The 15890-nt window shown below is 75.8% G+C and carries 16 protein-coding genes and 1 pseudogene; 7 read left to right on the forward strand and 10 right to left on the reverse strand.

Going from position 1 to position 15890, the window contains the following annotated elements:
* Nucleotides 1-4: 4 nt before the first annotated feature.
* Both ACFY00_RS05050 and ACFY00_RS05055 read right to left on the reverse strand, forming a co-directional pair.
* The gene (locus tag ACFY00_RS05050; protein WP_388027321.1) at nucleotides 5-532 is read right to left on the reverse strand and encodes a GNAT family N-acetyltransferase; all 528 of its coding nucleotides are present in this window, start codon (nucleotides 530-532) and stop codon (nucleotides 5-7) included.
* 49 nt (nucleotides 533-581) lie between these two features.
* Nucleotides 582-1058, reverse strand: a complete 477-nt coding sequence (locus ACFY00_RS05055) for a MarR family transcriptional regulator (protein WP_388027324.1) — start codon at nucleotides 1056-1058, stop codon at nucleotides 582-584.
* 116 nt (nucleotides 1059-1174) lie between these two features.
* Between ACFY00_RS05055 and ACFY00_RS05060 the strand changes: the two genes are divergently transcribed.
* Together ACFY00_RS05060 and ACFY00_RS05065 are read left to right on the forward strand one after the other, a co-directional pair.
* Nucleotides 1175-1528, forward strand: a complete 354-nt coding sequence (locus ACFY00_RS05060; RefSeq protein ID WP_388027326.1) for an HGxxPAAW family protein — start codon at nucleotides 1175-1177, stop codon at nucleotides 1526-1528.
* A gap of 54 nt (nucleotides 1529-1582) precedes the next feature.
* A complete protein-coding gene (locus ACFY00_RS05065; protein ID WP_388027329.1) occupies nucleotides 1583-2401 on the forward strand; it encodes an HAD family hydrolase in 819 nt (272 codons plus the stop codon).
* A gap of 31 nt (nucleotides 2402-2432) precedes the next feature.
* Here the strand turns inward: ACFY00_RS05065 and ACFY00_RS05070 are convergent, their stop codons facing one another.
* Nucleotides 2433-3284, reverse strand: a complete 852-nt coding sequence (locus ACFY00_RS05070) for a helix-turn-helix domain-containing protein (RefSeq protein WP_388027331.1) — start codon at nucleotides 3282-3284, stop codon at nucleotides 2433-2435.
* 189 nt (nucleotides 3285-3473) lie between these two features.
* On the opposite strand from ACFY00_RS05070, the gene ACFY00_RS05075 reads away from it, so the two are divergent.
* Complete coding sequence (locus tag ACFY00_RS05075; RefSeq protein WP_388027333.1) at nucleotides 3474-4229, forward strand: SDR family oxidoreductase; 756 nt, start codon at nucleotides 3474-3476, stop codon at nucleotides 4227-4229.
* Between the two features lie 22 nt (nucleotides 4230-4251).
* On the opposite strand, the gene fabG is transcribed toward ACFY00_RS05075, so the two are convergent.
* From fabG to ACFY00_RS05090, 3 genes are all read right to left on the reverse strand, one after another.
* A complete protein-coding gene (gene fabG / locus ACFY00_RS05080) occupies nucleotides 4252-5010 on the reverse strand; it encodes a 3-oxoacyl-ACP reductase FabG (protein ID WP_388027335.1) in 759 nt (252 codons plus the stop codon).
* 52 nt (nucleotides 5011-5062) lie between these two features.
* Nucleotides 5063-6250 carry a thiolase family protein gene (locus ACFY00_RS05085; protein WP_388027337.1) on the reverse strand — a complete coding sequence of 396 codons (1188 nt, stop codon included), beginning with the start codon at nucleotides 6248-6250 and terminating at the stop codon, nucleotides 5063-5065.
* Between the two features lie 65 nt (nucleotides 6251-6315).
* A complete protein-coding gene (locus tag ACFY00_RS05090; protein WP_388027338.1) occupies nucleotides 6316-7473 on the reverse strand; it encodes an acyl-CoA dehydrogenase family protein in 1158 nt (385 codons plus the stop codon).
* Nucleotides 7474-7689: 216 nt separating this feature from the next.
* On the opposite strand from ACFY00_RS05090, the gene ACFY00_RS05095 reads away from it, so the two are divergent.
* The gene (locus tag ACFY00_RS05095) at nucleotides 7690-8322 is read left to right on the forward strand and encodes a TetR/AcrR family transcriptional regulator (RefSeq protein ID WP_285733429.1); all 633 of its coding nucleotides are present in this window, start codon (nucleotides 7690-7692) and stop codon (nucleotides 8320-8322) included.
* Between the two features lie 70 nt (nucleotides 8323-8392).
* On the forward strand, nucleotides 8393-8869 hold the full coding sequence (locus ACFY00_RS05100) for a DUF3592 domain-containing protein (protein ID WP_388027340.1): 477 nt from the start codon (nucleotides 8393-8395) through the stop codon (nucleotides 8867-8869).
* 7 nt (nucleotides 8870-8876) lie between these two features.
* On the opposite strand, the gene ACFY00_RS05105 is transcribed toward ACFY00_RS05100, so the two are convergent.
* The 3 genes from ACFY00_RS05105 to ACFY00_RS05115 form a co-directional block, all read right to left on the reverse strand.
* The gene (locus ACFY00_RS05105) at nucleotides 8877-10970 is read right to left on the reverse strand and encodes a phosphotransferase (RefSeq protein ID WP_388027371.1); all 2094 of its coding nucleotides are present in this window, start codon (nucleotides 10968-10970) and stop codon (nucleotides 8877-8879) included.
* Between the two features lie 92 nt (nucleotides 10971-11062).
* Nucleotides 11063-12052 carry an aldo/keto reductase gene (locus tag ACFY00_RS05110; RefSeq protein WP_388027341.1) on the reverse strand — a complete coding sequence of 330 codons (990 nt, stop codon included), beginning with the start codon at nucleotides 12050-12052 and terminating at the stop codon, nucleotides 11063-11065.
* The gene (locus ACFY00_RS05115) at nucleotides 12049-13065 is read right to left on the reverse strand and encodes an alpha/beta hydrolase fold domain-containing protein (RefSeq protein WP_388027343.1); all 1017 of its coding nucleotides are present in this window, start codon (nucleotides 13063-13065) and stop codon (nucleotides 12049-12051) included. Before ACFY00_RS05115 ends, ACFY00_RS05110 begins: the two co-directional genes overlap by 4 nt.
* A 180-nt stretch (nucleotides 13066-13245) precedes the next feature.
* Between ACFY00_RS05115 and ACFY00_RS05120 the strand changes: the two genes are divergently transcribed.
* Complete coding sequence (locus tag ACFY00_RS05120; protein ID WP_388027374.1) at nucleotides 13246-13944, forward strand: TetR/AcrR family transcriptional regulator; 699 nt, start codon at nucleotides 13246-13248, stop codon at nucleotides 13942-13944.
* Nucleotides 13945-14039: 95 nt separating this feature from the next.
* Nucleotides 14040-15725, forward strand: coding sequence for a phytoene desaturase family protein (locus ACFY00_RS05125; protein WP_388027345.1), 1686 nt, complete (start codon nucleotides 14040-14042; stop codon nucleotides 15723-15725).
* A gap of 30 nt (nucleotides 15726-15755) precedes the next feature.
* Here ACFY00_RS05125 and ACFY00_RS05130 read toward each other — a convergent pair.
* A pseudogene (locus ACFY00_RS05130) lies at nucleotides 15756-15890 on the reverse strand (IS5/IS1182 family transposase); the annotation flags it as partial.

The following is a 15890-nucleotide window of genomic DNA, read 5'->3' on the forward strand; positions in this document are numbered from 1 at the left end:
GTGGTCAGTCGCCGAGGATCCGTTCCCACAGCAGCGAGTCCCGCCACTCGCCGTCGAGCAGGATCGCGGAGTGCGCGACGCCGTACGGGCTGAACCCGTTGCGGCGCAGCACCCGTTGGGACGGCAGGTTCTCCAGGCCGGTGGACGCCTCGGCGCGGCGCAGCCCGAGCTCCTCGGCCATCACCCGGAGCGCGAGTCCGACGGCGCGCCCGGCGTGGCCCCGGTTCTGGGCGGTGCTCGCGATCCAGTAGCCGAGGGAGCCGCGGCGCAGGTGCGGCTGCGGCAGGACGGCGCTGACGGTGACCTGTCCGACCACCTCGCCGTCGGCGAGCACCACGCCCGGCCAGAGCGTGCCGGCCCGGTGCCCGGCCAGCAGCCGGTCGATCCGTTCGGCCTGGCCCTGCGCGGTGAGGAGGGCGGGCGGCTGGGCCGGTTCCCAGCGCCGCAGGAGTTGGACGTCCCGGGCCCGGTGGGCGGCTATCGGGGCGGCGTCGGCGGGTTCGATCAGGCGGATCTCGGTGCGGTCCGGCACGGGCTTCCTCCGTCGGTGGGTACGGGCGGGCGCGGGAGGGGCGCGGGGCTTATTCGCGGATCTCGGCGAGGGAGTCCGCCATGGCGGCCCGGGCGCGGGTGAACCAGTCGGCGAGGACGGCGACTTCGGCGGGGGAGTAGTCGGCGAACAGCTCGGCCAGCCGGGCGTAGAAGGGGCCGTAGACCTGGAGGATGCGTTCCTGGGCGTCCTCGGACATCAGGACGCGCACCCGGCGGCGGTCGGTCGGGTCGGGCTCGCGGCGGGCGTACCCCGCCTTCTCCAGCCGGTTGAGGACGCCGGTGACGGCGCCGGTGGTGAGCTGGGCGCGTTCGGCGAGGTCGCCCGCGGCGAGCGGTTCGCCGGACGCGGTGGCTTCGATCACGAAGCCCAGGCAGGTCAGGTCGGTGACGTTGAGCCCGAGCCGGGCGGCGATGTCGTGCTGGCCGAACTGGGCCAGGGCGATCATGCGGTCCATGGCCTGCAGGGCCTGTTCAGGCGTCGCCCGGGGGCGCGGCTTGCCCTCCACTCGATAACTCCTTAGCATCTAAGTTACTTAGCTCGTGAGATAAACGGTCCGGTGGGCTGTCACCCGATCCGGCCCGACCTGTCTCCGCATCCGCCCATCACACCAAACGAGGACACATGAGCGCACACGGCGACCACGACATGGGGCACACCGTCGCGGGATGGACCGGTTCCGCCCTCGGCATCCTCGCCTTCACGGTGGCCGGGGCCGGGCTGGTCCTCGCCTCGCCCGCCGTCCTGTGGGCCGGGGCCGCCCTGGCCCCCGCCGCCGCGCTCGCCACCTGGGCCCTGCACCTCGCGGGCTGGGGCAAGCCCAGCGGCCCGCGCCCGCCGCACCTGCGCCACTGGCGCACCCGCGACCGCACCGCCCGCCACGGCCACCCGGACTGCACGGGCTGCCGCCTCGCCGGCCGCGGCCGCCGCCGCACCGCGACCGAGCCCTCCCTCGTCGCGCAACCGCATCGCGCGTGAACTCCCGCTGACTCCGGGGTAGTTGACCCACGCAGGGGCAGTAGCATGCTCCGCATGCCGTTCTCGCCCTTCCGTGCCGTGGTGTTCGACTTCTTCGGCACGCTCACCCCCGCCGTCCCGTCCCAGGTGCGGGACGAGCACGCCGCGCGCAGCGCCGCCCCGCTGGGCATCGACGCGCAGCGCTGGCGGAGGGCCTGGGACGAGTCCTGGCCGGAACGGGCCGTCGGCGGACTCGGCGACCTGCGGGAGACCGTCACCGCGCTCGCGGCGCGCTGCGGGGTGACGGACCCGGACCAGGGCGCGCTGTGGCGGGCGTGCGAGGCCCGCCGCGCCGCCCAGCACGAACTGTTCGAGGCGCGGCCGGACGCGCTGCGGGTGCTGGAGTCGATCCGCCGCCGGGACGTCCGGATCGGGGTGCTCAGCGACTGCTCCGCCGAACTCGCCGACCACTGGGCGCTGGTGCCCGTCGCCCGCTGGGTGGACACCGCGGTGTTCTCCTGCCGCGAGGGCCGCCGCAAGCCCGACCCGGCCCTGTACGCCGAGGTGGCGCGGCGCCTGGGCGTCACCCCCGAGCAGTGCCTGTACGTCGGCGACGGCGACAGCCGCGAGCTCGGCGGCGCCGCGGCGGCCGGGATGACCGCGGTCCAACTGCGCGCCGAGGACTGGGCCGAGCACGAGACCTACGACCGCGAGAGCGACTGGACGGGCCGGCGGGCCACCGCGCTGGCCCAGATCGCCACCGGGCTCGACTACCCCGTCGTCCTCCAGCCGGAGCACGAACAGCCGCCGACCGGCCCGTCCCCGTTCCCGCCGCAGCCTGCGGTCCAGACCGTGCAGCAGCCGAAGCCGGGCCGCCGCCGACCCTGGCGCTGACCGCCGCCGCCCGCCGCCCCGGCGCGTTCCCTCAGGGTGTCCGGGGGAGCGGGCCGTCCACCGGTCCGTCGTGCGCGAGCGCGGCGAGGAGGCGCAGCTTCTCGTCGCTGTCGCTGTCCTTGTCGGGGTAGTAGACGACGAGGATGACGTCGTCCACGGGGAGCTTGTCCCGGTGGAGGTGCAGGTCGCCGACCACGGGGTGGTGGACCGTGGCGGTGCCCCCGCCGAGGGGGCGGACGTCGTGGCGGGCCCACAGGGTGCGGAAGTGCCCGCTCGACAGGGCGAGTTCGCCGACGAGTTCGACGAACCGGGGGTCGTCGGTGTCGTCCCCGACCGTGGCGCGGAGGGCGGCGACGGAATCGGCCGCGGCCCGGTCCCAGTCCTGGTGGAAGGCCCGTTCCTCGGGGTCGAGGAGCAGCGAGCGCAGCCGGTTCAGGCCGGGGCGCAGCCGGGGGGAGAGCGCGGTGGCCAGGGGGTTGGCGGCCAGGACGTCGAACGCCCGGCCCTCGACGAACGCGGGCACGGTCAGGTGGGCGAGCAGCTGGTGCACCCGCGCCGGTACCTGCTCGGGCCGCTTGCGGCGCGGCGCCCGGGGGCGCGCCGCCGCGAGGCCGAGCAGGTAGGTCCGCTCGACCTCGTCGAGGTGCAGGACGCGGGCGAGCGACTCCAGGACCTGCGGCGACGGGTTCCGGTCGCGGCCCCGCTCCAGGCGCAGGTAGTAGTCGGGGCTGATCCCGGCGAGCAGCGCGACCTCCTCGCGGCGCAGCCCGGGCACCCGGCGGTTGCCGCCGGGCGGGAGCCCCGCCCGCTCCGGGGAGACCAGCTCGCGCCGGGCCCGCAGGTAGCTGCCGAGCCGGTTGCCGGATCCGTCGTCGTCCCTCATGCCGCCCACCGTACTGCGGTGCGGGTGCCGGAGCGGGGGCCCTGTCAGGACCAGGGAGAACGGGGGCCCTCCCGCGACCCGGCCGGTGCCGCCGAGACTGCGGGGGAACCGTTCCGGCAGGGACGGGAACCACCACCGGCCGCCGCCGGTCCGCACCCCGGCGGCGCCCCGAACGAAAGGGAGGACCCCGTGGACCTCTCCGACCGCACCGTCCTCGTCGTCGGCGGAACCTCCGGCATCGGACGGGAGCTGGCCCGCCGGTTCGCCGCCGCGGGCAGCACCGTGACCGTCGGCGGCCGCAACCCGCGGGCGCTCGCGGAACTCGCCCGGGAGGGCTTCGGCACCGTCGCCGTCGACGTCACCGACGGCGCCTCGGTCGCCGCCGCCCGCGACGCCGTGCTCGCCCGCCACCCCGGACTGGACACCGTGGTGACCAGCTCGGGCGTCATGCTGCTGGAGGACCTGCGCGACCCCGCGCACTTCGCGGCGACGGCGACGACGATCGACACCAACCTGCTCGGCACCGTCCGGGTCGTCGACGCCTTCACCCCGCACCTGATCCGGCGGGGCGGCGGCACCTTCGTCACGGTGTCCTCCGGCATCGCCTTCCTGCCGTTCCCGCCGATGCCCGGCTACGCCGCGTCGAAGGCCGCGGTGCACGCCTACTCCGAGGCGCTGCGCGCGCAGCTCGACGGGACCGGCGTCGACGTCGTCGAGCTCGTCCCCCCGGCCGTCGCCACGGCGGGGCAGCAGGCGGTGAACCCGCACGCGCTGCCGCTCGACGACTTCGCCACCGAGGTCATGGACCTGCTCGCCCAGGACCCCACCCCGCGCGAGATCCTGGTGCGCGGCGTCCTCGGGCACCGCTGGGCCGAGCGCGACGGCACCTACGACGAACTCGTCGTCCAGCGCTCCCGGGCCCTGAGCCTGCTGGGCCGGGACTGACCGCCCGGCCTGCGGGACGGCCCTAGCGTGCGCCGCCGTTGACGTACAGCGTCTGGCCGCTGACGTACGAGGCGTCCTCGCTGGCCAGGAACGCGACCACGGCCGCGACCTCCTCGGGGCGGCCGACCCGGCGCAGCGGGGTGCGTTCGGCGACCTCGGCCTGGTGCTGCTCCGGGGTCGCGCCGACCCGTTCGGCGGTCGCGGCGGTCATCGAGGTCGCGATGTAGCCGGGGGCGACGGCGTTCACGTTGACGTTGAACGGGCCGAGCTCGATGGCCAGGGTCGCGGTGAGGCCCTGGATCCCGGCCTTCGCCGCCGCGTAGTTGGCCTGGCCGCGGTTGCCCAGGGCGGAGCGCGAGCTGAGCGAGACGATCTTGCCGTACCTCTGCGCGACGAAGTACTTCTGCGCGACGTGCGCGCAGTTGTAGGCGCTGGTCAGGTTGACCGCGAGGACGGTGTCCCAGTCCTGCTTGGGCATCTTGAAGAACAGGTTGTCGCGGGTGATCCCGGCGTTGTTCACCAGGACGTGCACCCCGCCCAACTCCTCGACCACGGCGGCGAACACGCCCTCCACCGCGTCGTAGTCGGCGACGTCGCACCCGTAGGCCCGGGCCGTGCCGCCCGCCGCGAGGATCTCCTCGACGGTGCCCTTCGCCCGCTCCGCCGTGAGGTCGACCACGGCGACCGCCGCGCCCTCCGCGGCCAGCAGCCGCGCCGTCGCCGCACCGATGCCCTGCGCGGCGCCGGTCACCACCGCCACCTTGCCGTCGAACCTGCCCACCGTCGTACTCCGTTCCTGACGATCCGTCATGTTCATTGGGGGGATGGGGAGTTCAGTCGCGCTCGACCAGGACGGCCGAGCCCTGGCCGACGCCCACGCACATGGTGGCCAGGCCGCGCCGGGCACCGGTGCGGCGCATCCGGTGCAGCAGGGTGGTGAGGATCCGGGCGCCGGAGCAGCCGAGCGGGTGGCCCAGGGCGATCGCCCCGCCGGAGGGGTTGACCAGCTCCGGGTCGATGCCCAACTCGCCGACGGAGGCCAGCGCCTGGGCGGCGAAGGCCTCGTTGAACTCGGCGGTCTCCAGGTCGGCGAGCTTCCAGCCGGAGCGCTCCAGCACCCGCCGGGTGGCCGGGACGGGCCCGATGCCCATCACGTCGGGGTGCACGCCTGCGGAGGCGCCCGCCACGTACCGGCCCAGCGGCTCCAACTCCAGCTCGGCGAGCGCTCGTTCGCTGACCAGCAGCAGGGCGGCCGCGCCGTCGTTCATCGGCGAGGCGTTGCCCGCGGTCACCGTCCCGCCGGGGCGGAAGACCGGCTTCAGGGCGGCGAGCTTCTCCGCGGTGGTGTCCGGCCGGATCGACTCGTCGCGGTCGACCAGCGTCCCGTCCGGGCGGGCGACGGGCAGCAGTTCGGCGTCGAAGTGCCCCGACTCCCGCGCGGCGGCGGCCAGTCGGTGGCTGCGCAGGGCGAACGCGTCCTGCGCCTCGCGGTCGATGCCGTAGCGGGCGGCGACCTCCTCGGCGGTCTCGCCCATCGACAGCACGCCGTGCAGCTCGCGCATCCGCGGGTTGGTCAGGCGCCAGCCGAGCCGGGTGTCGAAGGTCTCCATCCGGTGCGGCAGCGCCTCGTCCGGGCGCGGCAGCACGAACGGGGCGCGGCTCATCGACTCGCAGCCGCCCGCGACCACCACGTCCGCCTCGCCGGAGCCGATCGCCCGGGCCGCGCTGGTGACCGCCTCCATCCCGGACGCGCAGAGCCGGTTGACGGTCGCGCCGGGGACGGTGTCGGGCAGCCCGGCCAGCAGGACGGCCATCCGGGCCAGGTTGCGGTTGTCCTCGCCCGCCTGGTTGGCGGCGCCCCAGTACACGTCGTCGATCCGCGCCGGGTCCAGCGCGGGAACCTCGGAGAGCAGTCCGCGCAGCACGGTCGCCGACAGGTCGTCGGGCCGGACGGCGGACAGTGCGCCGCGCAGCCGCCCGATCGGGGTGCGGCGGGCGGCGGCGATGAAGACCGGAAGCACTTCGTCGGGCTCCTTGTCGGTGGGTCGGGGGATCGGGGAGGGGGACAGGGGAGGGGCAGTAGGGGTCAGAAGGCGTTGACGCCGGTGAGGGAACGGCCGATGAGCAGCTTGTGGATCTGGCTGGTGCCCTCGTACAGGGTCATCACCCGGGCGTCGCGCAGGTACTTGCCGACCGGGTACTCGTCGATGAAGCCGTACCCGCCGAACACCTGCAGCGCGTTGTTGGCGCAGCGCACCGCGGCCTCGGAGGCGTACAGCTTGGCGACCGAGGACTCGGTGGCGAACGGCAGGCCGCGGTCGATCAGGTCGGCGACCCGCCAGGTCAGCAGCCGGGCCGCGTCCACGTCGACGGCGATGTCGGCCAGCAGCTCCTGCACCAACTGGTGGGCGGCGATGGGCTTTCCGAACTGCTCGCGCTCCCCGGCGTAGCGCACCGCCGCGTCCAGCGAGGCCTGGGCGATGCCCACGCAGCCCGCCGCGACCGACATCCGGCCCTTGGCCAGGGCCGCCATCGCGACCTTGAAGCCCTCGCCGACCCCGCCCAGGCGCGCACTGTCCGGGACGCGCACCCGGTCGAAGGAGAGCTCGGCGGTGGCCTGCCCGCGCAGGCCCAACTTGCCGTGCACCAGCCGCCGTTCGAAGCCGGGCGCGTCGGTGGGCACCAGGAAGGCGGTGACGCCGCGGTGCCCCGGGCCGCCGGTGCGGGCGAAGACCAGGGCGACGTCCGCCCACGTCCCGTTGGTGATGAACATCTTCGCGCCGGACAGCAGCCAGTCGGCGCCGTCGCCGCCGTCGCGCTCGGCCCGGGTGGTCAGGTTGGCGGCGTCCGAACCGGTGCCGGGCTCGGTCAGCGCGAAGCAGCCCAGCGCCTCGCCCGAGCACAGCCGCGGTAGCCAGGCGCGCTTCTGCTCCTCGGTGCCGAACGCGTTCACCGACTTGGCGACCAGCCCCAGCGAGACGGAGACCACGCCGCGCACCGAGGAGTCGCCGCGTCCCAGCTCCTCCAGCACCAGGCAGTACGCCAGGTGGTCGCCGCCGCTGCCGCCGTACTCCTCCGGCAGGGTCAGCCCCAGGAAGCCCAGCTCGCCCAGCTTCCTGACGACCCCCAGGTCGATCGACTCCGCCCGGTCCCACGCGGCGGCGAAGGGCACGATCTCGCGGTCGGTGAAGGCGGCCGCCAACTCCCGTACGGCGGACTGCTCCTCGGTCAGCTCCAGGTCCACGCGGCGACACCCCGAACACTCGGCACACACTCGGCGATCCTGCGGTGCCGATAAACTAGCACTGCAAGTTTTACGGTGACTGTAGCCCGCACCGGCCGGAAGCGGAAGAGCAGCGGAAGGGCGGCGGATGAGCACCGGAAGAGCGCCCGTCGGGCGCCCGGGAGCACCTGCGACAATGACCCGGACCCCACCGGCCCCGCACCCCAGGAGGCGGAGATCGCCCGACCCCGCACCCCCCTGCTCAGCCGGGACCGCATCATCGCCGCCGCCCTCGCCCTGGTCGACGCCGAGGGCCTGGCCGCCCTCTCCACCCGCCGCCTCGCCGCCGAGCTCTCGGTCAGCGGCCCCTCGCTGTACAACCACTTCGCCACCAAGGACGACCTGCTCGACGCCGTCGTCGACAGTGTGATGGGCGAGGTCGACCTCAGCATGTTCGACGCGCCGGACCACTGGCGCACCGCCCTGCACGCCTGGGCCCGCTCCTACCGCGCCGCCCTCGCCGCCCACCCCCACCTCGTCCCCGTCCTCGCCCAGGGCCCCGGCCGCCGCCCCCACGCCCTGCGCCTGGCCGACGCCGTCTTCGGCTGCCTCGTCGACGCGGGCTGGCCCCCCGGCCAGGCCACCCGGATCGGCGCCCTGATGCGCTACTTCGTCACCGGCTCCGCCCTCGGCTCCTTCGCCGCCGGGTTCCCCGACGACGCCACCCTCTACGACGCCGCCGACTACCCCCACCTCGGCGACGCCCACCGCCTCGCCGAACACCGCCGCACCATCGACCAGGGCGCCTTCGACACCGGCCTCGACGCCCTCCTCGACGGCCTCGAACTGCGCTACCGCCGCCTGCGCTGAGCCCCGGCGGGAACCGTCGCCCCGGCCCCGCACGTCCATCCGTGCGGAGACCGGCGGCAGAGGGGGACGGATGAGCTGGGCGGATGCGGCGGCCGGTGCGGCGAGCGCCGGTGCGGGGCTGCTGCTCGCCGCCCTCGGTGCGGCCGTCGCCGTGCAGCGACTGCGCCAGGACGCCCGGCTGCGCCGCCTGCGGGCCGACGGGCTCAGCGCCGAGGCCGAGGTCCTGGAGACGTACGTCAGCACGCACCGGCACACCGAGACCCGGCAGGTCCACACCGACCGCCGGGCCGTCCTCCGCTTCCGCACCGCCGACCAGCTGCCCGTCCGGGTCGAGGACGACGGCGACACCCCGCGCGCCGTCGGCGACCGGGTCAAGGTCCGCTACCTGCCCGGCCACCCCGAGGGCGCCCTGCCCGCCGACACCGTCGACCGGCCCCGCACCGCCGCCACCCTCGGGGCGCTCCTCGGGGCGGCGGCGCTGCTGGCGGCCGGGCTGCTGGTCGCCGCCTTCGGGGTGGCCCTCGTCAGCGGCGGCGTGCTGCCCTGAGCCGAGGTCAGTCGGTCCGGTGGTCCCGGCAGCCCCCGACGCAGGCCGCGGGCTCGGGCAGCGTCCAGTCGAACGGCAGGAAGTCCGCCGCCTCCTGCGAGTCCGCCACCAGCTCCGGCAGGCCCGCCGGACGGCGCAGCAGACAGCGGTGCCGCAGCAGTTCCTCGGCCTCGGCCCGGGTCAGCTGCTCCACCTGGTGGTGGTTCGACAGCCGCTCGGGCCGACGGCGGACGTTCAGCCGGTCGCCGTCCGCCGTCCGGAAGTCCATCCGGTGGCTGGTGCTCCACTGCGAGTTCGACCCCCAGCCGTGCGACAGGTCGACCGGGCGCCGCCCGCGCCGCCGGTGCGCCCAGTACATCGGCGAGGCGTCCGCCCAGCCCGGCTCGGCGACCCGGACGCCCGCCCGCACCCGCACCCCCGCCCGAGCGAACAGCAGCTCGCCGAACGTGAACCCCGGCCAGAGCACGTCCAGCAGTTCGATCGGCGCGTCCGGGTCCTCGGCGGGCACCAGCTCGGCGATCTCGTGCAGGAACGGGTCGAAACCGTCCGCCGCGCCGACCTCCGTCATGCCGAGCCGGGTGAAGAACGCGGTGAACCCCTCCCGGCTGACGCCCAGCCGGACCCCCTCCTGGACCGGCCCGTCGCCGTACGGCGGCTGGAACTCCAGGGCGAGCACGCCTGCGGTCCGGCCCAGGGCGTAGAGCTCGCACTCCAGCAGGTTCTGCTCCTGCTCCGGCAGCGCGGTGAACGTGTCGTACACGGACGCCGGGGCCAGCAGCGCCGGATACCCCGGCAGGGCCAGGGCCGCCCACGACTCCAGCAGTGCCGCCGTCGTCCCCGTGCCGCCCATCCACATCAGCGCCCGGTACAACTCCCGCCCCGCGCCCACCGGTTCGGATCCGCAGGTGGGGAACAGCGCCGCCCGCAGCGCCTGCCGCACCTCCTCGGCCGGGTCGCCCGCGTGGTACGGGTGCTCGCTCGGCTCGATGCCGTCCAGGAACTCCTGGTAGCGCAGCGCGAAGTGCACGTGCACCAGCGGTGCGGCCAGCTCCAGCGCGTCCTCCGGCCTGCTGTCCGGCGCCAGCTCCCGCCAGGCCTCGACCCAGCGCGAGCGGACGTCCGCCCAGCGTTCGGGGGAGAGGAACGCGGCGGGCCGCAGGCCGTCCAGGGCCGGGTGGCCCCAGGCGGCGTCCGAGAAGTCCAGGACGGTCGCCCGCTCGCCGTCGAAGCGCCAGTTGCCCGGGTGGAAGTCGCCGTGCACGAGCGTCGACGGCAGCCCGCAGCGGTCGAGGCGGGACGCCAGCTCGGGCAGCCACCCGGCCAACTCCCGGGCCTGCGCGTACTCCTGCTCCGACAGCTCCGGGCGCAGCCGCTCCAGCAGCGCCGGGAAGCGCTCCGCCAGCGCGGTCGGCGAGCAGTCCGTCAACTCGCCCGGCCCGTCCGCCGCGACCGCCGCCTGTACGGCCGCCCAGCGGTCGACGGCCGCCAGCATGCCGTCCTCCGGCACGCCCCAGCAGTCCACGCCCGGGACGTCCGCCAGCAGCACCCGCCGCCCGTCCGCGGCCAGCACCCGCGGCACCAGCCCCGGATCGACCGCCCCCGCCCGGGCGATCACCGCCGCCTCCGGCACGGCGAACGGCGGCGTGCTCTTCAGCCAGACCGGGCCGTCCGCGGTCGGGAAGCGCGAGAGCGCCGACAGGTTCCAGCTCCGCACCTGCTCCACGGATTCGGTCCTCGGGTGGCCGAGCTTCGCCAACTCGCCGTCCGCCCAAGCCCATTCCGCGGCCAGCCCGTCCGCCGACGCCCACCGCAGCCGCAGCGGGTGCCCCTCGTCCTGCCACTGCCCGGCCGTGGTCAGCGCGCCCGTCGGACGCTCGGACGCCGCCGCCAGGTACACCGTCTCGCCGCCCCGGCCGCCCTCCCCGCCCGCCACCGACAGCAGCCGCAGCACCGCCAGCGGCACCCCCGCCGCCCGCGACGCCGCCGCGGCCACCTCGCCGACCTGCGCCCAGTACGGCGAGTCCGTCGCGAACGGGCCCACCGCCCCCAGGAGTTCGCCCTGCCACTCGACCACGACGGTCGCCGTCCGCTGCTCAGTCATCTGCACCCGGGCATTCTCCGGACGGCCCCGGGCCCGCGCCACCGAATAACGGACGGCACCGCTGCCCGCCCCGGCCGCCCGCCTCGCCCGCCCTACTCGTCGAGCAGCGCGGCGCCGTGCTCGCCGTACCGGGCGCCCCGCGCGCCGCCGGGCGGGACGGCGGCGTCGACGGCGGCCAACTCGGCGGCGCCCAGCCGGAGGTCGAGCGCGGCCAGGTTGTCGCGCAGGTGCGCGCGCCGCGAGCTGCCCGGGATCGGCAGCACGTCGTCGCCCCGGGCCAGCAGCCAGGCGAGCGCGACCTGCGAGGGCGTGGCGCCCAGGTCGGCGGCGATCCGGGCCACCGCCTCCACCACGGCCAGGTTGGCCGCCAGGTCCGCACCGCGGTAGCGCGGAGCGGTGGCCCGGAAGTCCCCCGGCGCGTACGCCACACCGGCCCGGACGGTCCCGGTCAGCAGCCCGCGTCCGAGCGGGCCGTACGCGACCAGGACGGCGCCCAGCTCGCGCACCACCGGCAGCACCTCGCGTTCCACCCCGCGCTCCCACAGCGAGTACTCGCTCTGCACGGCGCCGACCGGATGGACGGCGTGCGCCCGGCGCAGGGTGGCCGCCGAGACCTCCGACAGGCCGATCCGCCGCACCTTGCCCTCGGCGACCAGCTCGCCCAGCGCGCCCACGGACTCCTCGACGGGTACGGCCGGGTCGATCCGGGCCAGGTAGTACAGGTCGATCCGGTCGGTGCGCAGTCGACGCAGCGACGCCTCGCAGGCCCGGCGCAGCTCGTCCGGCGCCCCGGCCGGGAGCAGTCGGCCCCCGGGGTCGCGGCGCAGCCCGGTCTTGGTGGCCAGCAGGGCGCGCTCGCGGTGCGGGGCGAGGACGCGGCCGAGCAGCTCCTCGTTCGCCCCGTCGCCGTAGAAGTCGCCGGTGTCGAACAGGGTGACGCCCGCGTCGAGCGCCGCCAGCAGGGTCGCCGCGGCCTCCCGCCCGTCGACCGCGCCGTAGCTGCCGGCCATGCTCATGCAGCCGAGGCCGAGCCGGGGCAGCGGCACCCCGCCGGGCGCGCCCGCCGCGCCCGCCGCGCTCACCGTGCCTCCAGGGCGGTGCGCAGGAAACCGAGGATCTCCGCCCGCGCGGCGACGGCCTGCGGTTCGAGGCCCGGCAGGGTCAGGAACGCGTGCGGGGCGTCCGGGTACTCGGTCAGCCGCACCGGCACCCCCGCCGCGCGCAGCCGCTCGGCGTGGCGGCGGCCGTGGTCGGCGACCGAGTCCTGGGTCGGCACCACCACCAGCGCCGGGGCCGTCCGGCCCAGCCCCGGCGCGTGCAGCGGCGACAGCGCCCGCGCCGCGGCCTCGTCCCCCGAGGGGACGGACAGCCGCCGGACGAGGCGCAGCAGCGGCAGCGTCGGGCCCGGCCGGTCCCCGTACGCGGCCACCGACGGGTGGTCGAACATCGCGGCGGTCACGTCGGTCACCGGGTTGACCAGGACCTGGGCCCGCAGCGGCAGGCCCTCCGCCGCCGCCCGGACGGCCGACAGGGCGCTGATCAGCGCGCCGCAGCTCTCCCCGAGGACCGCGACCCGCTCCGGGTCGACGCCCCACCGTTCGGCGTCGCGCACCAGCACGGCCAGCGCGTCCCACCCGTCGGCGGCGGCCTGCGCGAGCGGCAGGCCGGGGGCCAGCAGGCGGTGCTCGACCGAGACGACCAGCGCGGGCAGCCGGGCCGCGAGGTGGCTGGTCGTCCAGTCGCACTGCGTGGCCGTGCCCACGAACCCGCCGCCGTGCACGTGCACCACCAGCGGCAGGCGACTGCCCTCGGCGTCCGGGGCGGCGTCCGATCCGGCCTCCGGTGCGGCGCCCGGGGCGGCGGTCGGCCGGTGGACCCGGACCGGCAGTTCGCGGCCGGGCAGTGCGAGGTGCCGCCACTCGACCGTCGCTCCCGGGTCCGGCTCCCCGAGCAGCGCCCGGGCCGCCGCCGAGGAGCGGAAGCGGTTCTCCGCCGCGCTGTAGGCCGCCAGTTCCTCGGCGGTGACCGTCTCGAAGTCCGGGGCCGGTGGCCTGGGCGTGTCGATGCCGTCCGTGCCCGTTCGTGCGGTGTCCATCCGTCCTGCTCCCCCTCCCGGCGCGCCGCCGGGTGCGTGTCGTCGTGCTCCGGCCGCTCGCCGGGCCACCATTAATGCACGCGGTGCGTGCAACGGCAAGTGCAATGATGGGCGCAGTGCCAGGTGCACCGCCGTGCGCATGGGCTAGGCTGGGGCGGGAAGCGACGGATGGGGAGCGACATGACCGGCCGCAGGCGATGGACCGCCGACGAGATCCTCGACAAGGCGGCGGAGCTGCTGCGCACCGGCGACACCGAGTCGTTCAGCCTGCGCAAGCTCGCCGCCGCGCTCGGCACCGACTCCTCCAGCCTCTACCGGCACTTCCGCAACAAGACCGAACTGCTGCGCGAGGTCGCCGACCGGGTCCTGCAGGCCGCCATGGCCGACCACCGCACCGGGGGAGGCGGCGCGGACGGCGCGGACTGGAAGGAACGCGTCACCGCCCTGGCGCTGCGCCTGCGCGAGGGCTTCGGCGAGCAGCCGCAACTCGCCGCGATCTGGGGGCGTTACGGGTCCGGCGGCGCCGGATCCCGGCTGGTGATGGAGGAGTTGCTGCGCATCCTGCACGACGCCGGTCTGCCGGAGCGGGAAGTCCCGGTGCGCTACCACCGGTTGGTGGTGCTGCTCTCCGCACTGATCTCCGCCGAGGGCGGCCTCGGCTCCGTCGCGCCCGAGGAGTACGAGCAGGGCCTGGAGCAGTTCCGGGTCGCCGTGCTCGGCGCCGACCCCGAGCGCTTCCCCATGCTGGCCCGCTTCGCCCGCGAGGTCCGCCCGCTCGGCGCGGACCGCCGGGCCGCGTTCGAGGAACTGCTGGCCGCCCAACTCGCCGACATCGAAGCGTCCCTCGAGGCGTCCTCGAGCGAAGCGTCCTCGGGCTGACCGCGCCCGGCGGGCCGTAACCACCGCCTACCCGGGGAGTTGTACCGGTCGGCGGATCCCCTCCGCCCCGGACGGGTACGGCGGTGGTGACGGACGTGGCAGGACGCGTGCTGGTGGGCAGGCGGTTGACGGCGGGTGCGGTCGCGGAGCGGTACGACGCGGTGGTGATCGGCTCCGGGGCCGGCGGCCTGACCACCGCGGTCTGCCTGGCCCGCCAGGGGCGCCGGGTGGCGGTGTTCGAGCAGCACTACACCGCGGGCGGCTACACCCACGCCTACCGGCGCCGCGGCTGGGAGTGGGACGTCGGCATCCACTACGTCGGCCAACTGGCCCCGCGCGAACCGGTCCGGGTGCTCTCCGACTACCTGACCGACGGCGCCCTGCGCTGGGCCCCGGTCGGGGACCCGTGCGACGAGTACCGGCTGGGCGGCGAGACGTACGCGGGCCCGGTCGGCTTCGACGCCTACCGGGCCGAGCTGACCGCCCGCTTCCCGGCCGAACGCCCCGGCATCGAGGCCCTGTTCGCCCTGGTGGGGCGGTGCCGGGCGGTGCTCCCCGCCCTCGCCCTGGGCCGCCTCTCCGGCCCGGTGGTCCGGCGGCTGGCCCGCCTGCTGCGGGCGGCCGCCGTACCGCCCGAGGCGATGCGCCCGGCCCGGGAGGTGGTGGAGGGGCTGATCGGCGACGAGCGGCTGCGGCAGGCCGTCCTCACCCGCAGCGCCCTGCTGCTGGCCGACTCCACCGCGAACCTGCCGTTCTTCCTGCTCGCCGTGATGTTCGAGCACTTCCGGACCGGCGCCTGGTACCCGGTGGGCGGCAGCGCCGCGATCGCCCGCGCGATGCTCGACCCGATCCGGGCCGCGGGCGGCGAGGTCTTCGTCCGGGCGCCGGTCGCCCGGATCGAGCTGACGGGGCGGCGGGCCACCGGCGTGCGACTGGCGGACGGCGCCCGGGTGCGGGCCCCGGTGGTGGTCAGCGCGGCGGGCGCGCACCACACCTACCGCACCCTGCTGCCGACGCCCGCGGCCCCGCCGCCGGGCCCCGCGCCGGACCGCCCGGACGGGGGCCGCCTGGACGGCATGCGGCGCGGCTTCCCGTTCGTGGTGCTCTTCCTCGGCCTCGACGGCGACCCCGCGGAACTCGGCCTGCCCCGGCACAACCTGCTCGTCACCGACGGGGACTGCGACGCGTTCTTCGACGGCGCGGGCGGACGCACCAGCGGCTGCTTCGTCTCCTTCTCCTGCGCCAAGGACCCCACCTGGACCGCCCGGTACCCCGGCCGGTCGACCGGCGAGATGCTCGCCTACGTCCATCCTGAGCTGTTCGCGCCCTTCCACGGCTCGCGGTGGCACCACCGCAGCCCGGCGTACCTGGCCCTGAAGGCCGAACTCACCGCGCACCTCCTCGACCAGCTCCACCGCCACCTGCCCCGCACCCGCGGCCGGGTCGTCCACCACGAGCTCGGCACCCCGCTGACCGCCGAGCACTTCACCGCCTGGCCCGGCGGCAGCCTCTACGGGCTCGCCAAGGACGTCGCCGCCTTCGGCGACGGCCGCCGACCGGGCCGGGCGGACTGGCTGCGCCCGCGCACCGCGATCGAGGGCCTCTACCTCTCCGGCCAGGACTGCCTGGCCGGCGGCTTCCTCGGCGCGGTCACCGGCGGCCTGCTCGCCGCGCACGAGGCGCTCGACCGCGGTGGCCGGACCCGGCTGTGGGCGGGCCTGCTGCGGCAGGGCATCCGCCCGCCGACGCCGGACGCGGGGCCCCGGAGAGGCGGGCCCTAGGCCGTGTCTCGTAATTGATCTTGTGGTGGGTTATTGCTCTTCGGCTCGCAGCCACAGGATCAGCGAAGCGAGGACGACGCCGGCCCGGTAGCGGTTGGCCAACTTGTCGAACCTGGTGGCCACTGCCCGGAATTGCTTCAGCTTGGCGAAGCAGCGTTCGACGAC

This window comes from Kitasatospora sp. NPDC001540, assembly GCF_042894345.1.
GTDB lineage: Bacteria > Actinomycetota > Actinomycetes > Streptomycetales > Streptomycetaceae > Kitasatospora > Kitasatospora phosalacinea_C.

Excerpts from the sequence above, each read along its gene's own strand:
- ACFY00_RS05060 (WP_388027326.1), top strand. The coding sequence starts at position 1,175 with ATGAGCGCACACGGCGACCACGACATGGGGCACACCGTCGCGGGATGG.
- ACFY00_RS05115 (WP_388027343.1), bottom strand. The coding sequence starts at position 13,065 with ATGGACACCGCACGAACGGGCACGGACGGCATCGACACGCCCAGGCCA.
- ACFY00_RS05100 (WP_388027340.1), top strand. The coding sequence starts at position 8,393 with ATGAGCTGGGCGGATGCGGCGGCCGGTGCGGCGAGCGCCGGTGCGGGG.
- ACFY00_RS05065 (WP_388027329.1), top strand. The coding sequence starts at position 1,583 with ATGCCGTTCTCGCCCTTCCGTGCCGTGGTGTTCGACTTCTTCGGCACG.
- ACFY00_RS05120 (WP_388027374.1), top strand. The coding sequence starts at position 13,246 with ATGACCGGCCGCAGGCGATGGACCGCCGACGAGATCCTCGACAAGGCG.
- ACFY00_RS05070 (WP_388027331.1), bottom strand. The coding sequence starts at position 3,284 with ATGAGGGACGACGACGGATCCGGCAACCGGCTCGGCAGCTACCTGCGG.
- ACFY00_RS05105 (WP_388027371.1), bottom strand. The coding sequence starts at position 10,970 with ATGACTGAGCAGCGGACGGCGACCGTCGTGGTCGAGTGGCAGGGCGAA.